The sequence below is a fragment of the Mesorhizobium delmotii genome (assembly GCF_900149755.1).
Classification (GTDB): domain Bacteria; phylum Pseudomonadota; class Alphaproteobacteria; order Rhizobiales; family Rhizobiaceae; genus Mesorhizobium; species Mesorhizobium delmotii.
The window spans coordinates 434955-455940 of the sequence record NZ_FUIG01000013.1 but is presented as its reverse complement, the minus strand read 5'-3'; the positions used below and the strand labels follow the sequence as shown (position 1 = coordinate 455940).

The 20986-nt window shown below is 62.8% G+C and carries 17 protein-coding genes; 15 read left to right on the top strand and 2 right to left on the bottom strand.

All coding sequences use genetic code 11. The features are described 5' to 3' along the window. Positions 1-37: 37 nt before the first annotated feature. The 6 genes from BQ8482_RS03690 (at position 38) to BQ8482_RS03665 (ending at position 8081) form a co-directional block, all read left to right on the top strand. Positions 38-2023, top strand: a complete 1986-nt coding sequence (locus BQ8482_RS03690; RefSeq protein WP_123146308.1) for a CocE/NonD family hydrolase — start codon at positions 38-40, stop codon at positions 2021-2023. A gap of 156 nt (positions 2024-2179) precedes the next feature. Then, positions 2180-3769 carry an ABC transporter substrate-binding protein gene (locus tag BQ8482_RS03685; protein WP_123146307.1) on the top strand — a complete coding sequence of 530 codons (1590 nt, stop codon included), beginning with the start codon at positions 2180-2182 and terminating at the stop codon, positions 3767-3769. A gap of 17 nt (positions 3770-3786) precedes the next feature. Continuing rightward, positions 3787-4746, top strand: coding sequence for an ABC transporter permease (locus tag BQ8482_RS03680; protein WP_123146306.1), 960 nt, complete (start codon positions 3787-3789; stop codon positions 4744-4746). A 10-nt stretch (positions 4747-4756) separates the two neighbouring features. Next, positions 4757-5581, top strand: a complete 825-nt coding sequence (locus tag BQ8482_RS03675; protein ID WP_123146305.1) for an ABC transporter permease — start codon at positions 4757-4759, stop codon at positions 5579-5581. Next, positions 5581-7233 (top strand): ABC transporter ATP-binding protein, encoded by a 1653-nt coding sequence (locus BQ8482_RS03670; RefSeq protein WP_123146304.1) that lies wholly within the window; start codon positions 5581-5583, stop codon positions 7231-7233. The genes BQ8482_RS03675 and BQ8482_RS03670 overlap by 1 nt, the downstream gene beginning before the upstream one ends. Before the next feature lie 8 nt (positions 7234-7241). Continuing rightward, the gene (locus tag BQ8482_RS03665; RefSeq protein ID WP_123146303.1) at positions 7242-8081 is read left to right on the top strand and encodes an alkaline phosphatase family protein; all 840 of its coding nucleotides are present in this window, start codon (positions 7242-7244) and stop codon (positions 8079-8081) included. 84 nt (positions 8082-8165) lie between these two features. On the opposite strand, the gene BQ8482_RS03660 is transcribed toward BQ8482_RS03665, so the two are convergent. After that, a complete protein-coding gene (locus BQ8482_RS03660; RefSeq protein ID WP_123147356.1) occupies positions 8166-9170 on the bottom strand; it encodes a zinc-dependent alcohol dehydrogenase family protein in 1005 nt (334 codons plus the stop codon). Between the two features lie 496 nt (positions 9171-9666). Here BQ8482_RS03660 and BQ8482_RS03655 point away from each other — a divergent pair, with 496 nt between their 5' ends. The 4 genes from BQ8482_RS03655 (at position 9667) to BQ8482_RS03640 (ending at position 12904) form a co-directional block, all read left to right on the top strand. Then, complete coding sequence (locus BQ8482_RS03655) at positions 9667-10233, top strand: sigma-70 family RNA polymerase sigma factor (RefSeq protein ID WP_123147355.1); 567 nt, start codon at positions 9667-9669, stop codon at positions 10231-10233. Beyond that, a complete protein-coding gene (locus BQ8482_RS03650; protein ID WP_123146302.1) occupies positions 10230-10898 on the top strand; it encodes an anti-sigma factor in 669 nt (222 codons plus the stop codon). Before BQ8482_RS03655 ends, BQ8482_RS03650 begins: the two co-directional genes overlap by 4 nt. Next, complete coding sequence (locus BQ8482_RS03645) at positions 10888-12366, top strand: S8 family serine peptidase (RefSeq protein WP_123146301.1); 1479 nt, start codon at positions 10888-10890, stop codon at positions 12364-12366. The genes BQ8482_RS03650 and BQ8482_RS03645 overlap by 11 nt, the downstream gene beginning before the upstream one ends. Before the next feature lie 142 nt (positions 12367-12508). Beyond that, positions 12509-12904, top strand: a complete 396-nt coding sequence (locus tag BQ8482_RS03640) for a DUF2314 domain-containing protein (protein WP_123146300.1) — start codon at positions 12509-12511, stop codon at positions 12902-12904. 61 nt (positions 12905-12965) lie between these two features. Here BQ8482_RS03640 and BQ8482_RS03635 read toward each other — a convergent pair whose 3' ends face one another. Continuing rightward, positions 12966-13988, bottom strand: a complete 1023-nt coding sequence (locus BQ8482_RS03635; RefSeq protein ID WP_123146299.1) for a substrate-binding domain-containing protein — start codon at positions 13986-13988, stop codon at positions 12966-12968. A 366-nt stretch (positions 13989-14354) separates the two neighbouring features. Here BQ8482_RS03635 and BQ8482_RS03630 point away from each other — a divergent pair, with 366 nt between their 5' ends. The 5 genes from BQ8482_RS03630 to BQ8482_RS03610 all read left to right on the top strand — a co-directional run bounded on the left by BQ8482_RS03630 (position 14355) and on the right by BQ8482_RS03610 (position 20917). After that, complete coding sequence (locus BQ8482_RS03630; RefSeq protein ID WP_123146298.1) at positions 14355-15710, top strand: ABC transporter substrate-binding protein; 1356 nt, start codon at positions 14355-14357, stop codon at positions 15708-15710. Between the two features lie 231 nt (positions 15711-15941). Further along, positions 15942-16955 carry a carbohydrate ABC transporter permease gene (locus tag BQ8482_RS03625; protein WP_123146297.1) on the top strand — a complete coding sequence of 338 codons (1014 nt, stop codon included), beginning with the start codon at positions 15942-15944 and terminating at the stop codon, positions 16953-16955. Between the two features lies 1 nt (position 16956). Continuing rightward, positions 16957-18111, top strand: coding sequence for a carbohydrate ABC transporter permease (locus BQ8482_RS03620; RefSeq protein WP_123146296.1), 1155 nt, complete (start codon positions 16957-16959; stop codon positions 18109-18111). 4 nt (positions 18112-18115) lie between these two features. Next, entirely contained in the window at positions 18116-19780 is a 1665-nt protein-coding gene (gene bglA / locus BQ8482_RS03615) for a beta-galactosidase BglA (RefSeq protein ID WP_123146295.1), read from the top strand. 24 nt (positions 19781-19804) lie between these two features. After that, complete coding sequence (locus BQ8482_RS03610; protein ID WP_123146294.1) at positions 19805-20917, top strand: ABC transporter ATP-binding protein; 1113 nt, start codon at positions 19805-19807, stop codon at positions 20915-20917. The last annotated feature ends 69 nt before the right edge of the window (positions 20918-20986 follow it).

The window sequence follows — 20986 nt, the reverse complement described above, 5'->3', positions numbered from 1 at the left end:
GCTCGGGCTCCATCATGCAGCCACCTAGGAGCCCCGCATGAAAACCGTCACTGAATTTCCCCGCAAGGTCGTCGAGTATCCGGACATGGGGATCGTCATGCCGGACGGCTGCCGGCTGTCGGCGCGGGTGTGGATGCCGGCTGACGCTGCCGACGATCCGGTACCGGCGATCCTCGAGCACCTGCCCTACCGCAAGCGCGACGGCACGATCTTTCGCGATCAGCTGACGCATCCCTATTTCGCCGGCCACGGCTATGCCTCGATCCGCGTCGACATGCGCGGCAATGGCGATTCCGAAGGGCTGATGGACGACGAATATTCCGAGCAGGAATTGCAGGATGCTTGCAATGTGATTGCCTGGGCCGCATCCCAGCCCTGGTGCAACGGCAGTGTCGGCATGATGGGCATCTCCTGGGGCGGCTTCAACTGCCTGCAGACTGCAGCCAAGCAGCCGCCGGCGCTGAAGGCGGTCATCAGCCTGTGCTCGACCGTCGACCGCTATGCCGACGACATCCACTACAAGGGCGGCTGCCTGCTGATCGAGAATTTCGGCTGGGCCTCGACCATGCTGTCCTATTCGTCGCGGCCGCCGGACCCGCTGCTGGCCGGCGACAACAGATGGCGCGACCTGTGGCTGACCCGGCTGGAGAACCAGCCCTTCCTGGCGCCGCTGTGGCTGAAGCACCAGCACCGCGATGCCTATTGGAAGCGCGGCTCGATCTGCGAGGACTATTCCGCCATCCAGGCCGCCGTGCTGTCGATCGGCGGCTGGCATGACGGCTATCGCAATACTATTTCCCATCTCGCCGCCAATATCGAGGCGCCGGTCAAAGGCATCGTCGGCCCGTGGATCCACAAATACCCGCATTATGCGGCACCTGAACCGCGCATCGGTTTCCTGCAGGAGGCCTTGCGCTGGTGGGACCGCTGGCTGAAGGACATCGATACCGGCGTCGAGACCGACCCCGCCTACCGCGCCTATGTCATGGACAGCGTCCGTCCCGCGCGCTGGCATCCCGAGCGGCCGGGGCGCTGGGTCGCGGAACCGGTGTGGCCGTCGCCTGAGATCAAAACGCAGGACATCGAGTTGATCCCAGAAGGCCGCAAGCCGATCATCGTCGCTTCGCCGCAAAGCTGCGGCCTTGCCGGCGGCGAATATTTTCCCTTCACCTTCGGCCCGGAACTGCCCGGTGACCAGCGCCCCGACGATGCGCTGTCGGTGTGTTTCGACCAGCCGGTGCTCACCGAAGCGATCGACATTGTCGGCGCGCCGGAAGTGCTGGTCCGGGTTTCGTCCGACCGGTATCAAGCGAACATCGCGATCCGGCTCTGCGACGTGCATCCCGACGGCGCGTCGGAGCTGATCTCCTATGGCGTGCTCAACCTGACGCACCGCAACTCGCACGAATTCCCGCAAGCGCTGGTGCCGGGCGAGACTGTCGGCGCCCGGGTGGTACTCGACCAATGTGCCTATCGCGTACCATCAGGCCACCGCCTGCGTATTGCCGTGTCGAACGCCTACTGGCCGATGATCTGGCCATCGCCGGAGCCGGTCCGGCTTGGCCTGTCGGCGGCAACGCTGATGCTGCCGTTGCGCCCGCTGGCGCAAGGCGACGAAGTCGGTTTCCCCTCACCCGAGGCAGCCGCGCCCTGGGCAACCGAAACGATCCGCGCCACCAATTCCGAACGTCATGTTGATCGCGACGAAAAGACCGGAATCGTCACGCTTTCCATCGTCGACGATTTCGGCGAGGTGCGCGATCTGGAGCATGGCCTCGCCAATGGCAGCATCGCGCGAGAGACATGGGCGATCCATCCCGACAATCCGCTGTCAGCCTCGGGCAAGACGCATTGGACGCAAACGCTGTCGCGAAATGGATGGTCGGTGCGCACCGAAACGTCAGCCGAAATGCGGTCCGACGCGCAAAGCTTCATGGTTAGCGCCAGAATCGAAGCCTATGAAGGCGAGAAACTGGTTTTCGAGCGCAATTTCGAAGAGAAAATCCCGCGCGCTCTGCTTTGAGCGCTTATGCGGATTGGTCCAATTGCGACGTACGATTTACGCCACGGCATGTCGCATTCGGTCTTGCTTACGGCGTTCCCTTGCGGTCATTATTCTCCTCACAAGAAATGATAAAAAACGACCACAAGGTCGAACCAACAGAGTGAGGAACTCAACATGTCGAACGAACTGGAATTCCTTAGCCGGCGCGTCGCATCCGGCAAGCTCAGCCGTCGTGATTTTCTCGGCCGGGCGGCAGCGCTCGGCGTCACCGCGACCTTCGCCAACTCGCTGCTTTCAAGTGCGGCGCGCGCCGCGGGTCCGGTCAAGGGCGGCACGCTGAAGGCCGGCCTGGTCGGCGGTGAATCCACCAACAGCCTCGATCCGGCCCTGATGATGACGCAGGTGCCGTTCGCCTTCGGCAAATGCTGGGGCGAAATGATTGTCGAGCTGTCCCCGGAGGGCAATCTCGAGAACCGCATCGCCGAGGAGATTGGCTCGTCGGACGACGCCAAGGTGTGGACGCTGAAGATTCGCGACGGCGTCGAATTCCATAATGGCAAGACGGTGACCGCCGAGGACGTGGCCGCCACGCTCGAACGCCATTCGGACGAGAAGGCGAAGTCGGGCGCGCTCGGCTACATGAAGGGCATCGAGAGCATCAAGGCCAGCGGCAAGGAAGTGGTGCTGACGCTGAAGGAGGCCAATGCCGACCTGCCCTACCTGCTCAGCGACTACCATCTGATCGTCCAGCCAAACGGCGGCAAGGACAAGCCCGATGCCGGCATTGGCGCCGGACCGTACAAGATCGTGACCAACGAGCCCGGCGTGCGCCATGGCGGCGAGCGCTTCGCCAATTACTGGCAGGGCGACAAGATGGGCCATGCCGACCAGATCGAAGTCATCGTCATCAACGACGCCACGGCGCGCACGGCGGCCTTGCAGGGCGGCCAGGTCAATATGATCAACCGCGTCGAGCCGAAGATCGTCGACCTGATCAAGCGCCTGCCCGGCGTCACCATCCGCAACCATTCGGGACCCGGCCACTACGTCTTCATCATGCACTGCAACACCGCGCCGTTCGACAACAACGATCTGCGGATGGCGCTGAAGCTGGCGATGGACCGCGAGGAGATGCTCGACAAAATCTTGAGAGGCTACGGCTCACTCGGCAATGATTTTCCGATCAACGCGTCCTACCCGCTCTTTCCCGACGACATCGAGCAGCGCAAGTTCGATCCCGACAAGGCCGCCTTCCACTACAAGAAGTCTGGCCATTCCGGCTCGGTGCTGCTGAGAACATCCGATGTCGCCTTTCCCGGCGCGGTCGACGCCGCCCAGCTCTATCAGCAGAGCTGCGCCAAGGCCGGCATCACCATCGAGGTCAAGCGCGAGCCCGGCGACGGCTACTGGTCGGAGGTCTGGAACAAGCAGCCCTTCTCGACATCTTATTGGGGCGGACGCTCGACCCAGGACCAGATGTATTCCACCGCATACCTGTCGACGGCGGACTGGAACGACACGCGTTTCCTGCGTCCGGATTTCGACAAGATGGTGCTGGCGGCGCGTGCCGAGCTCGACGAGGCCAAGCGCAAGGCGATGTATCGCGACATGGCGATGCTCGTTCGCGACGAGGGCGGTCTCATCCTGCCGATGTTCAACCAGTTCATCGACGCGACGGGCGCCAAGGTCGCCGGCTGGGTGGACGATCCGCATCAGGAGCTGATGAACGGGTACGCTCTGGCAAAGTGCTGGCTCGAAGCCTGAGCCCGGGCCTTGCGGATATGTCCTCACCCATCGTGAAACTGGTGGCCCAGCGCATTGCGCTGGGCATCCTCCTGCTGTTGGCCGTATCGGTCCTGATCTTCGCCGGCACCCAAATCCTGCCCGGCGACGTCGCGCAAGCCATCCTTGGACAGTCGGCGACACCGGAGTCGCTCGCCAATCTGCGCGAGCAGCTCGGGCTCAACGACCCGGCCTTTATCCGCTATTTCCGCTGGCTCGGCGGCGTCGTGACCGGCGATCTCGGCACCGCGATGTCGAGCGGGCAGGATATTGCGACGTCGATCGGGGGACGGCTGTGGAACACGCTGTTCCTCGCCTTCTGGGCGGCGGTCGTGGCCGTGCCGCTGGCGATCATCCTCGGCCTGATCGCAGTCCGCTACCGCAATGGCTGGGTCGACAAGCTGATCTCAGGACTGGCGCTTGCCTCGACGTCCTTTCCCGAATTCTTCGTCGGCTACGTGCTCGTCTATTTCTTTGCCGTGAAGTACCAGATCTTCCCGGGCATCTCGACGGTCTATGACGGAATGCCTTTCGGCGAACGCATGCTGGCGATCATGCTGCCGGCGGCGGCACTGACGCTGGTGGTGCTCGCCCACATGATGCGCATGACGCGCGCCGCGATCCTCAACGTCATGCAATCGGCCTATGTCGAGACGGCGGAACTCAAGGGGCTTTCGGCATTCGCCGTCATCCGCAGGCATGCGTTTCCCAATGCGATTGCGCCGATCATCAACGTCGTCATGCTCAACCTCGCCTATCTGATCGTCGGCGTCGTCGTGGTCGAAGTGATCTTCGTCTACCCGGGCATGGGCCAATATCTCGTCGACCACGTCACCAAGCGCGACGTGCCGGTGGTGCAGGCGGTCGGCCTGATCTTCGCCGCCGTCTACATCAGCCTGAACATCATTGCGGACATAGCGGCGATCATCGCCAATCCGCGTCTCAGACACCCGAAATAAGGGGCGCGCTGTGCTGGATATAAAACGCATCCCTCTTCCCGCGCTGATCGGCCTGGTGCTGACTGCGCTGTTCGTGCTGGCGGCGATCTTCGCGCCCTGGATCGCGCCGTATGGCAATGGCGAGATCGTCGGCGATGTCTGGGGACCGATGTCGGCAACACATTGGCTGGGCACCGACAATCTCGGCCGCGACCTCCTTTCGCGCATGATCTACGGCGCCCGCGTCACGCTGTTCATCGCGGTTCTGGCCACCGCGCTGTCCTTCTCGCTCGGCGCCATCCTTGGTTTCTCGGCGGCGGTTTTCGGCGGCTGGTTCGACACGCTTATGTCGCGTCTTGTCGATCTCCTGATGTCGATCCCGACGCTGATCATGGCCCTCGTCGTGCTCTCGGTGCTGCCAACCAATCTGGTGACGCTGATCCTGGTCATGGGTATCCTCGACTCGACCCGCGTCTACCGCCTGTCGCGCGCGGTCGCCGTCGATATCAACGTCATGGATTTCGTCGAGGCGGCCAAGCTGCGCGGCGAAGGCAGCGTGTGGATCATCTTCCGCGAGATCCTGCCCAATGCGTTGTCGCCGCTGGTTTCGGAGCTCGGCCTGCGCTTCATCTATGCGGTGCTGTTCCTGTCGACGCTGTCCTTCCTCGGTCTCGGCGTGCAGCCGCCTAGCGCCGATTGGGGCGGCATGGTCAAGGAAAACAAGGATGGTATCGTCTTTGGCATCGCGGCGGCACTGATCCCTGCGGCGGCGATCGCGATGCTGGCGATTTCCGTCAACCTTGTCGCCGACTGGGTGCTCAACCGCACGACAAGCCTGAAGGGAGGGCGCGGGTAATGGCTGACCAGCGAGCAAAGTCCGTGCTGCTCGATATCCGCAATCTGCGCATCGAGGCCACGGTGTTCCCGCCCGGCGAGGCGCCGAAGAACATCGTGCTGGTCCACGACGTCTCGCTGACGCTCGAGAAGGGCAAAGTGCTCGGCCTGATCGGCGAGTCCGGCGCCGGCAAGTCGACCATTGGCCTGGCGTCGATGGGCTATGGCCGCGGCGGCGTCCGCATCACCGGCGGCGAGGTCATGCTGAACGGCCGCGACATCCTTAAGAGCGGCAAGGAGGGTTTTCGCAAGCTGCGCGGCCGCGAGGTCTGCTATGTCGCGCAATCGGCTGCCGCCGCCTTCAACCCGGCGCACAGACTGATGGACCAGGTGGTCGAGGCGACGCTGCTGCATGGCACGGCGACACGGGCCGCAGCCGAAAAACGCGCCGTCGCGCTGTTCAAGAAGCTCAGCCTGCCGAACCCTGAAAGCATCGGCGAACGCTTTCCGCACCAGGTGTCCGGCGGCCAGCTGCAGCGCGTGATGACGGCGATGGCGCTGTGCTCCGAGCCCGACCTGATCGTCTTCGACGAGCCGACCACGGCGCTCGACGTGACGACGCAGATCGACGTGCTGGCGGCGATCAAGGACGCCATCCGCGACACCCATGTCGCGGCGCTCTACATCACCCATGACCTGGCCGTCGTCGCGCAGGTGTCGGACGAGATCATGGTGCTGCGCCATGGCCGGCTGGTCGAATGGGGCGGCACCCGCCAGATCATCAAGGAACCGCGCCAGGAATACACCAATGCGCTGGTCTCGGTGCATGAGATCGAGCACCAGGAGCAGAAGCCCGGCACGACGCCGTTCCTGTCGGTCAAGAACATCACCGCCGCCTATGGCCGCAGCCACATCAAGGTGCTGAAGAACGTCTCGGTCGACATCTATCCGGGCCAGACGCTGGCCGTGGTCGGCGAGTCCGGGTCGGGCAAGTCGACACTGGCGCGCGCCATCACCGGCCTCTTGCCACCCGAACAAGGCACCGTCACCTTCGACGGACGCCCGCTCGCCAACCGACTTGCCGACCGGCCCAAGGAAGATCTGCGCCAGTTGCAGATGATCTACCAGATGGCTGACGTCGCGATGAATCCGCGCCAGACCGTCGGCACCATCATCGGCCGGCCGCTCGAGTTCTATTTCGGTCTGCGTGGAAGGCAACGTGACGCCCGCGTCGCCGAGCTGCTCGACAAGATCGAAATGGGCAAGGGTTTCATCGACCGCTACCCGGCCGAGCTTTCCGGCGGCCAGAAGCAGCGCGTCTGCATCGCCCGCTCGCTCGCCGCCAAGCCGAAGCTGATCATCTGCGACGAGGTGACCTCGGCGCTCGACCCGCTGGTCGCCAATGGCATCCTTAAGCTGTTGCTCGAGCTGCAGATGGAGGAAAACGTCGCCTATCTGTTCATCACCCACGACCTCGCGACGGTGAAGTCGATCGCCGATTCGATTGCAGTGATGTATCGCGGCGAGGTGGTGCGCTACGGCGCGAAGAGCCAGGTGCTGGCGCCGCCGTTCGACGCCTACACCGACCTTCTCTTGTCCTCAGTCCCCGAAATGGAGATCGGCTGGCTGGAAAAGGCGATCAAGGGACGGCGCATGGCCAGTGCCGGGAATTAAACATCCCGGTGGCGCTGACGACAAAACTTCTGCTGATCATCCTCGACGGCGTGCCTTACCGCAACTGGCGCCGGCTGATGGGCAATCTCGAAGGCTGGGTGCAATCGGGCGAAGCGCGGATCTGGAAGATGCGCTCCGTGCTGCCGTCGACCTCTGCCTGCTGCTATGCCTCGATCCACACCGGCGTGGCGCCGCAAGTGCATGGCATCTTGACCAACGAGAACCGGTTCCGCGTCGAGCAACCTGATATCTTCTCCGAAGTCAGCAAGGCCGGCGGCAAGACCGGCGCGGTCACCCATTCCTACTGGTCAGAATTCTTCCGGGCCTCTCCGTTCGATCTGGTCGAGGACATGGAGTTCGACGAGCCGGGCGGGCCGATCACGCATGGCCGGTTCCACACCATGACCGGCTACAATGCCCGAAACCAGATGACGCCGAGCGACGTCGACCTGTTCGCGACGCTGACCATGCTGACCAGACGCCACGGCATCGATTACGGCATCCTGCACACCTGCACACTGGATTCGATGGGCCACCGCTTCGGCCACGACTGCCATGAGATGGACCATGCCGTTTATGCGATGGACGGCATGCTCGCCACGTTCCTGCCGCGCTGGCGAGAAGCCGGCTACGAGGTGATCGTCACCGCCGATCACGGCCAGACCGATCGCGGCCATCATGGCGGCCATGACGACGAGATGCAGGATTTTGCTCTGTATTATTTCGGACTGGGCAAGGGTCCGGAGGCCGATACACTGCTCAACCAGCTGCAGCTTGCGCCGACTGTGCTAGCGCGCCTCGGCGTGCCGGTCCCGGCCACCATGAAGGCCAAGTCGTTTCTCGACTGAATGGGGTGCCTAGCCTGCTTGCTTACGGAGAACATGAAGCCGGGGCCGAAATGCGCAACGCCAAATGGAGGCCAGATACAGCAGTCAAAGTTCGAGACAGACCTTGCCAAAATGCTTTTGGGACTCGTAGTGCTTGAAGGCATTGGCGATCTCCTGCAGCGGAAAACCGCGGTCGATAACAGGCTTCAAACGGTTGGCCTCTATGGCACGAATCATGTCTTCTTGGTCTGCCCTGCTGCCAATCGAGATTCCGCTGACCCTAATCTGATTGGAAAACAGGGCCGGGATCGAAACTTGTCCGGCAAAACCAGTCAAGACACCGATTAGTGCGATGTGACCGCCCATCCTGCAAGCTGTTATCGACTGCTCCAACGTGCCGGGCCCGCCAACCTCGATCACATGATCGACGCCGCGTCCGTCCGTCAAAATCCTTACCTTCTGGCCCCAATCCGGCACTGCCTTGTAATTGACGACTATGTCGGCTCCAAACCGCTTCAGCTTTTCCAGCTTCTCCTCCGATGAAGAGGTTGCAATAACGCGAGCGCCCGCAATTTTTGCGAATTGCAGCGCGAACAGCGATACACTTCCCGTGCCAAGGACCAGCACCGTATCACCGGGCTTTACCTGCCCGCACACCATCAGGGCTTTCCAGGCGGTAACGCCGGCACAGGTAAGCGTTGCCGCCTCCATATGCGTGAAGTCTGCCGGTGCCCTTGTGAAGGCGTGCCACGGCATGCACACATACTCGCGGGCATAGCCGTCAACATCATCTCCCAATTCGCCACTCTTATTGGCTGGCGTCGGTTCGCCGGCCAGCCAATGGGGCCAATAGGTGCTGACGACGGCATCTCCGGCCTTGAATTCTTGGACATCATCTGAGACCGCAACTACTTCTCCAGCGCCATCGGACAGCGGGATACGGCCATCGGCGCACGGTTTCTTTCCCAGCGCCACCATGCTGTCGTGGAAATTCAACGAACACGCCCGTATCCTGACAAGCAACTCACCCGGCCCTGGTTCCGGGCAATCCGTCTCGACCAGCTTGAGATTTTCCAAGCCTCCCGGCGCTTTCAGCCTAATCTGTCTTATGGAAAGCTCCTTCCGACCGCGCAAGGCTTCATGCGCCCCACCAGTCGCATGGACGATTGAGCGCATCGAACACCGGCATCGGCGATCGATCCACGAGAATCGCGGCCGCAAAGCTGTTGTTGGTCATGACATTCGCTTCTTCAGCTGGGTTGTGGTTGCGATCGGGACCTTAGTCGCCCGGCAGCGGACCGGTGAGTTACAAAACTGTCGGGAATCCTGCGCGGCGGTGTCGTCCAATGGCGCTCCGTCCGAGGCTGAACGACTGCACCTTGCCCGACGCGCATGAGCCGCCTTGTGGCCGCCGTCACTGCGAGCCTGACGGCCGCCTTTTGCTTGGCGCCCCTGACTGAGACAGGACCCTTAAAAACCGGGAGAACGTACACTCTGGCAACCTCTCCGCTCTTCGGTTAGCTTTCAAAAATCCGGGCGGAAAGCGGTGAACCTTTTTGGGCCGATCAGCGACAGAGCAGGCAGGAGCCAGGCGGCTCGACCGGCCATGACGGCAGCGACGGAAACCGATCGCGCGCTTGTCGGCCGGGTCGCGAAGGGCGATCGTGCCGCCGTGCGGCTCCTGTTCATGCGCCACCACGCGCGGATCTACCGTTTCGTGGTGCGCCAGACCGGATCGGAAATGATGGCCGACGATATCGCCAACGAGGTGTTTCTCGAACTCTGGCGCCAGGCGCCCGGCTTCGAGGGCCGCTCGGAAGTCTCGACATGGCTGCTCGGCATCGCCCGCTTCAAGGCGCTGTCGTCGCTGCGCAAGAAAAAGGAAGACTGGATCGACGACGATGACGCGGCCCAGATCGCCGACGGCGCCGACACGCCGGAAGTCGTCACCATGAAGGAAGACAAGGGCGCCGCGTTGCGGCGCTTCGTCGATGCCTTGCCGGAAGAACACCGAACGGTGATCGACCTTGCCTATTACCACGGACAGTCGGTGAGCGAGATCGGCGAGGTGCTCGGTATTCCGGTCGCCACCGTCAAGACCAGGATGTTCTACGCCCGCAAGAAACTCGGCGAGGCCCTCAACGCCGCCGGTTACGACAGGGGGTGGCCATGAGCGCCGCTGAAAAGATGTCGCGCCGCGATGAAATGGAAACGCTGCTGCCGTTCTATCTGAACGGCTCGCTGGAAGGTGCGGAACTCGAAGCCGTCGAGGAATGGCTGGCGACCGACCCGGCAGCGCTTGCCGCACTCGGCGAGGCCGAAGCCGAATTCTCCAGCACCGCTGCATCCAATGAAGCGATCCGTCCGCCGGCCGATGCGCTCGGCCGCTTCGCCCGAGCGCTCGACGCCGAAGCCGGCCCGGTGCGCGCGCCGGCGGCATCGTCCTGGCTGGCGCAGGTGTGGGGCCGCTTCACGGCGCTGCCGGCCGGCGTCGCCTGGGCTGCGGCCGCCGCTCTGCTGGCGCTTGTTGTGGTGCAGTCGTTTGAGCGGCCCGGCGGCATGGACAGCGATTTCGAAATTGCCGGCCAGCAAGGCGATCTGGCGAAAATGCCGTTCGCGCTGGTCAAGTTCAAGCCGGATGCTAAGATGGCCGACATTGTCGCTTTTCTTGGCGAACACCAGCTGAAGATTGCCGGCGGGCCGACTGCCGATGGCGTGTTCCGTCTTGGCATCCCGGCCACGACTGCCGCCGACTATGAAAAAGTGCTCGGCCTCATTGCCGCCCAGCCGTTTGCGGAGGCTGTGGTCGAGGGAAGGAAACCGGTCGATGGCGGCTAGGGCGGTCATTCGATTTGCGGCGCTCGTTGTGGCGGCGATGACGATCGCCGCCGCGCCCGCGTCGGCGCAGACCAATGATCCGAACCTCACCCAGAGGGAAATCGACTGCCTCAACCGAGGGACGGCGGCGGCCGACTGCGTCAAGGGCGACACAGAGGATGGCAGCGGCGAAAGGCCTGGCGCAGGTTCCGCCGCGACAAATGCGGTCTTTCTTCCCGCGCTGATCGTCGACCTGTTCCCCAATCCGGTCGGCGGCGGCCAGGCTCCGCTGCCGACGCCCGATCCACGCCGCGATCCGGCCAGCGGTGCGTTGCCACCACCGGTCCCGCCTGCCGGCGCGGCAGCGATACAGGCCGCCGCGCCGGGCAGTCCGGTCATTTCGCCCACCGATCTCGTCGCGGCCGAGCCGCCGCGCGCCGTCGTCGGTGATTTCGTGGCAGACGAGGTGCTGGTGACGGTGGCTGACGACGCCGTTCAGCAGATCGCCGCCTCCTTTGGCCTCGAGGTGCGTTCACAGCGCCAGTCTCAGCTGCTCGGCACCACGCTGGTGCGCTTCGGCATTCCCGACAGCCGCCCGGTCGGCGTCGTGCTGGCGCAGCTTGCCGCCGACGGCCGCACTCTGCGGCGCGAGCCCAACCATATCTACTCGCTGCAGCAGGCAGCCACGATCGTCAATTATGCCTTCGAGCGCATTGCGCTCGATTCGAGAGAGGCGAGCGGCGAGAATGTACGTATCGCCGTCGTCGACACCGCCATCGACGATACCAATCCGGCGCTCTCCGGCGTCATCGCCGATCAGTTCGACGCCATGCCCGACGTGCCGATCGAGGCGCGCGATCATGGCACCTCGATCGACGGCCTGATCGCCGGCGTCGGTGCGCTCAAAGGCATGGCGCCAGGCGCCAGGATCTATCACGCCCGCGCCTTCGAGGGCGGCAAATCGACCATGGACGTCATCCTTGCGGCGCTCGACTGGGCGGCGGAGCAGGACGTCCGCATCATCAATATGAGCTTCGTCGGCCCGAAGAACGACCTGCTCGGCGTCGCCTGCCGCAATGCACGCGCCTTGGGCATCGTGCTGGTCGCCGCCGCCGGCAACAACGGGCCGAAGGCGCCCTACGGCTACCCGGCCGCCTTCGACGGCGTCATCGCGGTGACCGCCACCGATGCCAAGGACGGGCTGATGCAGCAGGCCAATCGCGGCGCCTACGTCTTCCTCTCCGCCCCCGGCGTCGAGATGGTGGCGCCGAGCGGTGCCGGTTCGGATGTGGTCACCGGCACCTCGTTTGCCGCGGCCATCGTGACCGGCGCCATCGCCAACCTGTTGCATACCGCGCCCGACCGCTCCGCCGACTGGGTCGAGAAGGCACTGGCCGCCACGGCCAGGGACCTTGGCCCCGAGGGGCGGGACAATGATTTCGGCTACGGCCTGTTGGACGCCAAGGCGGCCGAGGCGGTGAAGGAATAGGTCTAACGCTTCAAGCTTCTGTTTTATGCATTATCGCAAACCGCAGCATTTTTGGGCGACATGGAATAGGCTCAAAACTCGTTGCCGCAGATGGCCGAGATGGGTGGTTTCCCGACATCCATGTGGCCCCTAAGATAGAGCAATGCGTGAACCGGATTTCCAATTGGACGGGTGGTGCCTGGATGATGGCGAGGAATATCATCGGGCGTCGCCGAACACATTCTGGATACCCGATTCGCATGAACGAGAAGGGTTGCAACCGGGAGATCTCGCGAAACTGATCTTTCGAATTTCGGTCGATGATGAGAATGAACCCGTCGCCGTAGAGCGCATGTGGGTGCTGGTGCGTGAGCGGATCGACGGAGGCTACTTGGGTGTCCTCGATAACGATCCGTATGCAGTTGCTCAGAATGATGAGCTTTGGAGTGGGGTTGAGTTACCGTTTTCCGCCCGTGATGTGATCGATATTCGCGAACGTGACGAAAAAACCATTGCCTTGGCCGCACAAACACCGAAGAAGCGTTGGCCTCAAACGTGATTGCGGTCTTATGTCTACAACGGGTCGAACTCGGTCGCTCAGAGTGATTGGAATTTGATCCCTACGTCGGCGCGCCGGCGACCGATCCCCTGATCACCAGATCGACCGGCCAGACTTCGCCGCGGGCGCCCTCCTCCAATCCCGAAATCCGCGCCGCCAGCCGCTCGGCGATGCGCGCGCCGGCCAAGCGGATCGACGAACGCGTCGTCGACAACGGCACCGAAAAATTCTCCGGCTTCAGCCAGGGGAAGACGTCGTCATGGGCGATCAGCGACAGGTCGCCGGGGATGGTCAGGCCGAGATCGCGCACCGCGCGCACGACGCCGAGCGCCATGATCAGGCTGGAGCAGGCGATCGCGGTCGGCGCATCGCTTTGGTCGAGTAAGCGCCTGGCGGCGCGGTAGCCATTCTCCTCGGTCATGGCGAGGGAACAGACATGGCCTTCGCATAGCACCAGGCCGCTTGCCGCCAGCGCCCGGCGCACGCCACGCTCGCGGTGAATGGCGAAGGTCTCGCGGTCGTCGCCGTTGATCAGCGCCAGCCGCCGGTGCCCGAGCTGGACGAGCAACCGTGCCGCTTCGTGGAAGGCGCCCTCATTGTCGATGTCGGTGAAAGGATAGTCGAAATCCAGGCCTTCGCTGCGGCCATGGACGATGAACGGGATGCCGAGCGCGTTGACCAGCGCCACCCGCCGATCGGCCGGCCTCGGCGACGAGATATAGACGGCGTCGACCTGCCGGTTGGCGACGATGCGCCGATAGGTGGTCTCCTGGTCGTCGGCATCGGCCGGGGACAGCACCAGGTCGAGTTCGTGAGAACGGGCGTAGTCGCCGAGACCGGACAGGAATTCGACGAAATGCGGGTCGATGTCGACGGCCGCCCCGGTCGGCAAGACATAGCCGATCATCCCGGTCTTGCCGGTAGCCAGCCGGCGCGCGCTCGGGTTGGGACGGTAGCCGTGGCGCTTGGCGGCGGCGATCACCCGCCGGCGCGTTTCCTCGTTGACTTCCGGGTAGCCGTTCAGCGCGCGGCTTACCGTGGTCTGCGAAAGCGCCAGCATGTGGGAGAGCTGTTTGAGGTTCACTGGAGGCCTCCAAGCCTCAAAGCGCTTTTAACCATGGGATTGCCGGCCGCCACTGGCAGCGCTGCTGCATGTAAAAGACCATAAGCACCGTTTCTGACCAGTTTAAAGCAAAATTTACTGCTGTATCGCCCAAAAGGCATGCTGCAGCGCACTTTATATGCTCATACATCGGCAGGAACTAAATCGATTAGCCTCTTCGCCCCCTTGACTCCTGATCGATTTCATGGCGTGATCAAAAAGACCAAAGCGCTTTGGAAGGCTCTTCGAAAGGTTGCGGTTCCTTTCCGACTGAGTCACAGTCCTGCAGCGTCGGCGGACGGAATGGAGGTTTCGTCCGAGTGTTCGTGACCACTGGGAGGAATACCGATGAAGAAAATGCTTCTGCTGGGCGCCGCGTTTGTCACGCTCGTCCTGGGCGCGCCGGCGCAAGCCGAACTGAAGTTCAAGCCGGGCGAAGACCCCCGCTTCAACTGGGCGAATTACGAAGAGCTGAAGAAGGTCGACCTCAAGGGCGAGACGCTGTCGATCTTCGGGCCATGGCGCGGCGAGGACGAGGGCCTTGTGCGCACCGTTCTCGACTATTTCTCGGAGGCCACCGGCGCCGAGATCAAATACTCATCGTCGGAAAATTACGAACAGCAGATCGTCATCGACACGCAGGCCGGAAGCCCGCCCAACATCGCCGTGCTGCCGCAGCCGGGCCTGATCCAGGACCTGGCGTCCAAGGGCCTGCTGACGCCGCTCGGCGATGACACCGCCAACTGGATCAAGGACAATTACGGCGCCGGCCAGTCATGGGTCGATCTCGGCACCTTCAAGGACAAGGACGGCAAGCCGGGCTTCTTCGCCTTCCCCTACAAGGCCGACGTGAAATCGCTGGTCTGGTACTCGCCGGACAATTTCGAGGAAGCCGACTACGAGGTGCCGAAGACACAGGAAGAGCTCGCCGAGCTTGAAAAGAAGATCATCGCCGACGGCGGCACGCCATGGTGCATCGGACTCGGTTCGGGCGGCGCCACCGGCTGGCCGGCGACCGACTGGGTCGAGGACATCATGCTGCGCACCCAGACGCCCGAGACCTACGACAAGTGGGTGAAGAACGAGATTCCGTTCAACGATCCGGCGGTGGTCAACGCCATCGACATTTTCGGCAAGATCGCGACCGACGACAAGATGGTCGACGGCGGCGCCAAGGCGGTGGCGGCGACCGACTTCCGCGACAGCCCGAAGGGCCTCTTCTCGGTGCCGCCGAAATGCTATTTGCACCATCAAGCGTCGTTCATCCCGACCTTCTTCCCGGAAGGCACTGAGATCGGCCAGGACGCCGACTTCTTCTACTACCCACCTTACGCTTCCAAGTCCGACCTCGGCACCCCGGTGCTCGGCGCCGGCACGCTGGCCATGATCACCAAGGACTCCAAGGCCGCGCGCGCCTTCATCGAATTCCTGAAGATGCCGCTCGCCCATGAGATCTGGATGGCGCAGGGCGGTTTCGTGACGCCGTTCAAATCGGTCAACAAGGAGGCCTATGCCAGCGACGCACTGAAGAAGCAGGGCGAAATCCTTGCCGAAGCCTCGACCTTCCGCTTCGACGGGTCGGACCTGATGCCGGGCAAGATCGGCGCCGGCGCCTTCTGGACCGGCATGATCGATCTCGTCGGCGGCAAGTCCGCCCAGGATGTCGCCACCGACATCCAGAAGAGCTGGGACGCGATCAAATAGGCGGCCCCGGCTGAACGTTCTGACTACCGATCCTGAATGGATCCGCGCCTCAGTGGCGCGGATCCGACCGGCGGCGCAGCAATTTTTATGAGCACATTCCGGCATGGCGCGCGACCAGCAAGAGTAGAACCCTGCCTTGCATCCGGTCGCGTTCCAAACAAATGAATCGGCCAATGATCCCGTCGTCAAAGCCATTCTCGACTGGCGGATCATGCGCAGAGGGAGGGACCCGTGGCGGCTCAGATTTTCTCGGCCATAACAGTCATCATCGTCGGCGTCGGCGGCTGCGTCGCCTATTTCTGGGGCGCCAACAAATTGGTGGACATCATCTTCCCGTCGCGCGGCGTTGCAGGTGCTGCGGCCATCGACAATCTGCGCCGGCAGGGGATGATCCGGCCGTGGCTGTTCGTCGGTCCGGCCATGATCATCCTCACCATCTACCTGATCTACCCGGTCGTGGAGACGCTCAGGCTGTCGTTGCTCGATCGCGGTGGCGCCAATTTCGTCGGCTTCGCCAATTATGAATGGGCGTTGGGCGACCGCGAATTCCGCACCTCCATCCTCAACAACATCATCTGGCTGGCGGTCGTGCCTGCCGCCTGCACCTTCCTCGGGCTGATCATCGCCGTCCTCACCGACAAGATCTGGTGGGGCACCATCGCCAAGAGCCTCATCTTCCTGCCGCTCGCCATCTCGTTCGTCGGCGCCAGCGTCATCTGGAAATTCATCTACGAGTATCGCGGCGCAGGCCAGACGCAGATCGGCCTGCTCAACGCCATCATCCAGTATTTCGGCGGCCAGCCTCAAGTCTGGATATCGCTGCCGTTCTGGAACAATTTCTTCCTGATGATCATCCTGATCTGGATCCAGACCGGCTTTGCCATGGTCATCCTGTCCTCTGCCTTGCGGGGCATCCCCGAAGAGACGCTGGAAGCGGCCGTCATCGATGGCGCCAATCCGTTCCAGATCTTCTGGAAGATCATGGTGCCGCAGATCTGGGGCACGATCGCCGTCGTCTGGACCACCATCACCATCCTGGTGCTGAAGGTGTTCGACATCGTGCTGACCATGACCAATGGCCAATGGAACAGCCAGGTGCTGGCCAATCTGATGTTCGACTGGATGTTCCGCGGCGGCGGCGATTTCGGCCGCGGCGCCACCATCGCCATCATCATCATGATCGCGGTCATTCCGATCATGGTCTGGAACATCCGGCAGGCGAACAAAGAGACGGGAGGACATTGAGATGGCCGTGGCGACCGGAAAGTCCTTTGCCAGCCGTTTCGGCGTCCATATCGCTGTCTTCATCTTCGTCGCGATCTGGACCGTGCCGACGCTCGGCATTCTCGTCTCATCGCTGCGTGACAAGGATCAGATCATCGCCTCGGGCTGGTGGAACTCGTTCGCCAGTTCCACCCAGACGGAAGCGGGCCGGCTGCCACCCGCCTCGGCGCAAGTCGAGAAGGACGGCAAGTTCGTCCTCGAGGGCAACATCTTCGGCGACGATCCGGCCCGCGACATCAGCGCCTTCGGCGTCAAGTCGTCGGCGCCGACGCAATATCCCGCCGGCACCACAGCCGATCTCGGCGACGGCGAGACCTTGCAGCTCAACGCCGACGGCAGTTTCGTCATGACCTCAACCAAGCCCTTCGAGGGCGAGCGCGGCCAGCGCGTCTACTACGCCTCGTCGGCGCCGCCGAAATTCACCACCGACAATTACAGTACGGTGCTGTTTTCGGAAGGCATCGGCCGCTCCTTCATGAATTCGCTGACCGTCACCATTCCGGCGACGGTCATCCCGATCCTGATCGCGGCGTTCGCGGCCTATGCGCTGGCCTGGATGCGCTTTCCCGGCCGGGCGTTGCTCATCGCGGTGATCATCGGCCTCTTGGTCGTGCCACTGCAGATGTCGCTGATCCCGCTGCTGAAGCTTTACAACGGCGTCGGCAGCTTCTTCGGCGTGCCGTCGAAAACCTATCTCGGCATCTGGCTGGCGCATACCGGCTTCGGCCTGCCCTTCGCCATATATCTCCTCAGAAGCTACATCGCCGGCCTGCCGCGCGAAATCATGGAATCGGCGCGCATCGACGGCGCCAGTGATTTCGAGATCTTCGTCAAGATCGTGCTGCCGCTGTCGTTCCCGGTGCTGGCCTCCTTCGCCATCTTCCAGTTCCTGTGGGTGTGGAACGATCTGCTGGTCGCGATGGTTTTCCTCGGTACCGAGGGCGACCAGATCGTGCTGACCGCCAAACTCAACGCGTTGCTCGGCTCGCGCGGCGGCGACTGGGAGATCCTGACGACATCGGCTTTCATCACCATTGTCGTGCCGTTGATCGTGTTCTTCTCGCTGCAGCGCTATTTCGTCCGCGGGCTGCTCGCCGGCTCGGTGAAAGGAGGTTGAGCTTATGCAATCCGCTGTGAAAGCGACGTTGAGCCCCGACGTCGCCGTCGACCGCGACTGGTGGCGAGGTGCCGTGATCTACCAGATCTATCCGCGCAGCTACCAGGACTCCAACGGCGACGGCATCGGCGACCTCAGGGGCATCATCCGCAGGCTGCCCTATATCGCGGCGCTCGGCGTCGATGCCATCTGGATCTCGCCGTTCTTCAGGTCGCCGATGAAGGATTTCGGCTACGACGTATCCGACTATTGCGACGTCGATCCGATGTTCGGCACGCTGGCCGATTTCGATGCCTTGACCGCCGAGGCGCACAGGCTCGGGCTCAAGGTGATGATCGACGAGGTGCTGTCGCATACCGCCGACATCCATCCGTGGTTTAGGGAAAGCCGCTCGAGCCGCACCAACCCGAAGGCGGACTGGTACGTCTGGGCCGACGCCAAGCCCGACGGCACGCCACCCAACAACTGGCTGTCGATCTTCGGCGGCTCGGCCTGGCAGTGGGACACCAGCCGCCAGCAATATTACCTGCATAATTTCCTGGCCGAGCAGCCCGATCTCAACTTCCACAGCCGCGCGGTCCAGGATGCGCTGCTCGATGTCACCCGCTTCTGGCTGGAGCGCGGCGTCGACGGCTTCCGCCTCGACACCATCAATTTCTACTTCCACAGCCAGGGCCTGGAGGACAATCCGCCGCTGCCGCCCGAACAGCGCAACGACCAGACTGCTCCTTCCGTAAACCCCTACAACTACCAGGACCACCTCTACGACAAGAGCCGCCCCGAAAATCTCGGTTTCCTCGCACGCTTCCGCGCCCTGCTTGATGAATATCCGGCGACGGCGGCGGTCGGCGAAGTCGGCGATTCGCAGCGCGGACTGGAGGTGGTGGCGGCCTACACCACCGGCAGCAAGCGCGTGCACATGTGCTATTCGTTCGACTTCCTGGCGCCCGAAAAGATCAGCGCGGCAAAGGTGCGTTCAGTGCTGGAGGCCTTCGGCAAGGTCGCCAGCGACGGCTGGTCGTGCTGGGCCTTCTCCAACCATGACGTGATGCGCACTGCCTCGCGCTGGGCGGCCGACGAGGCCGACCGGACCGCTTATCTCAAGGTGATCTCGGCGCTGCTGATGTCGCTGCGCGGCTCGGTCTGTATCTATCAGGGCGAGGAACTTGGTCTTGGCGAAGCGGAATTGCAATTCGAGGATCTGCGGGACCCCTACGGCATCCGCTTCTGGCCGGAGTTCAAGGGCCGCGACGGCTGTCGCACGCCGATGGTCTGGAATGGCGCCGACAGCAATGGCGGCTTCTCCAAGGCAAAACCCTGGCTGCCGGTGCCCACCAAGCACCTTTCGCAAGCGGTCGATGTGCAGCAGGGCGACAACAGCTCGCTGCTCGAACATTACCGGCGCTTTCTTGCCTTCCGCCGTTTACATCCGGCGCTGGCCAAGGGCGAAATCGACTTCATCGAAAGCGAGGGCGATACGGTCGCCTTCACGCGCCGCGAGGGCAATGAGCAGATCGTCTGCGCCTTCAATCTCGGCAGCCGACCGGCCGAGGTCAATCTCGGCGGACGCTCGCTGCAGCCCTTGCCGGGGCACGGGTTTTCGGGACAGACTGTCGCCGGCTCTATCAGCCTCTGCGGCTACGGCGCCTGGTTCGGGCGTATCGACTGAATTTGCAATTCACTGGAGGGAATCATGGCCGATGTCACGCTAAGGCAAGTGAAGAAATCATACGGCAATCTCAATATTCTCCATGGCATCGACCTCGACATCAAGTCGGGCGAGTTCATCGTCTTCGTCGGCCCTTCGGGCTGTGGCAAGTCGACCTTGCTGCGGTCCATCGCCGGGCTTGAGGAAATCACCTCCGGCGAGCTCAAGATCGACGGCGAGGTGGTGAACGACGTGCCACCGTCGAAGCGCGGCATCGCCATGGTGTTCCAGTCCTATGCGCTCTATCCGCACATGACCGTCTACGACAACATGGCATTCTCGATGAAGATCGGCAAGGAGAGCAAGGCCGAGATCGACAAGCGGGTGCGCCAGGCGGCGGAAATCCTGCAGCTGACCAAATATCTCGACCGCTTGCCCAAGGCGATGTCGGGCGGCCAGCGCCAGCGCGTCGCCATCGGCCGCGCCATCGTGCGTAACCCGAAGGTCTTCCTGTTCGACGAGCCGCTGTCGAACCTCGACGCGGCACTGCGGGTTGCCACCCGCATCGAGATCGCCAAGCTCAAGGAGTCGATGCCTGCTACAACGATGATCTACGTCACCCACGACCAGGTCGAGGCGATGACGCTGGCCGACCGCATCGTCGTGCTCAAGGAGGGCCATATCGAGCAGGTCGGCACGCCGATGGAGCTCTACAAGAGACCCGGCAATCTGTTCGTCGCCCAGTTCATCGGCTCGCCGGCCATGAACATCCTGCCGGCGACGATCGACAAATCAGGCGACCCGACCATCGTCAGTCATGTCGGCGGGCGCAAGGCGACGGTGCCGATCGCCACGCCGGCGTCAGTGAAGGGTGCTTCGGTCAGCTTCGGCGTGCGGCCGGAGGATCTGATGATCGCCATCGGCGCCGATTATCTTTTCGAGGGAACGGTGGATTATGTCGAGCAGCTCGGCGAGGTCCAGCTCGTCTATGTCGACATCGGCCGCGCCGACCTGCCGCTGGTGACCAAGCTGCCAGGCAATGTCGAAGTCAAGCGCGGCGCTGCGTTGCGGTTGAATGCCGATCCCGGCGACCTGCATATTTTCGACGCCGACGGACATTCCTTCACACTCCACATGGCGGAAGCAAAGGCAGCCTAACTACTGGATCAGGCAGTTTGGCGAAGGCAAAAACAAGAGCGGCGGGCAAGGCCCGCCGCTCTTGTGCAT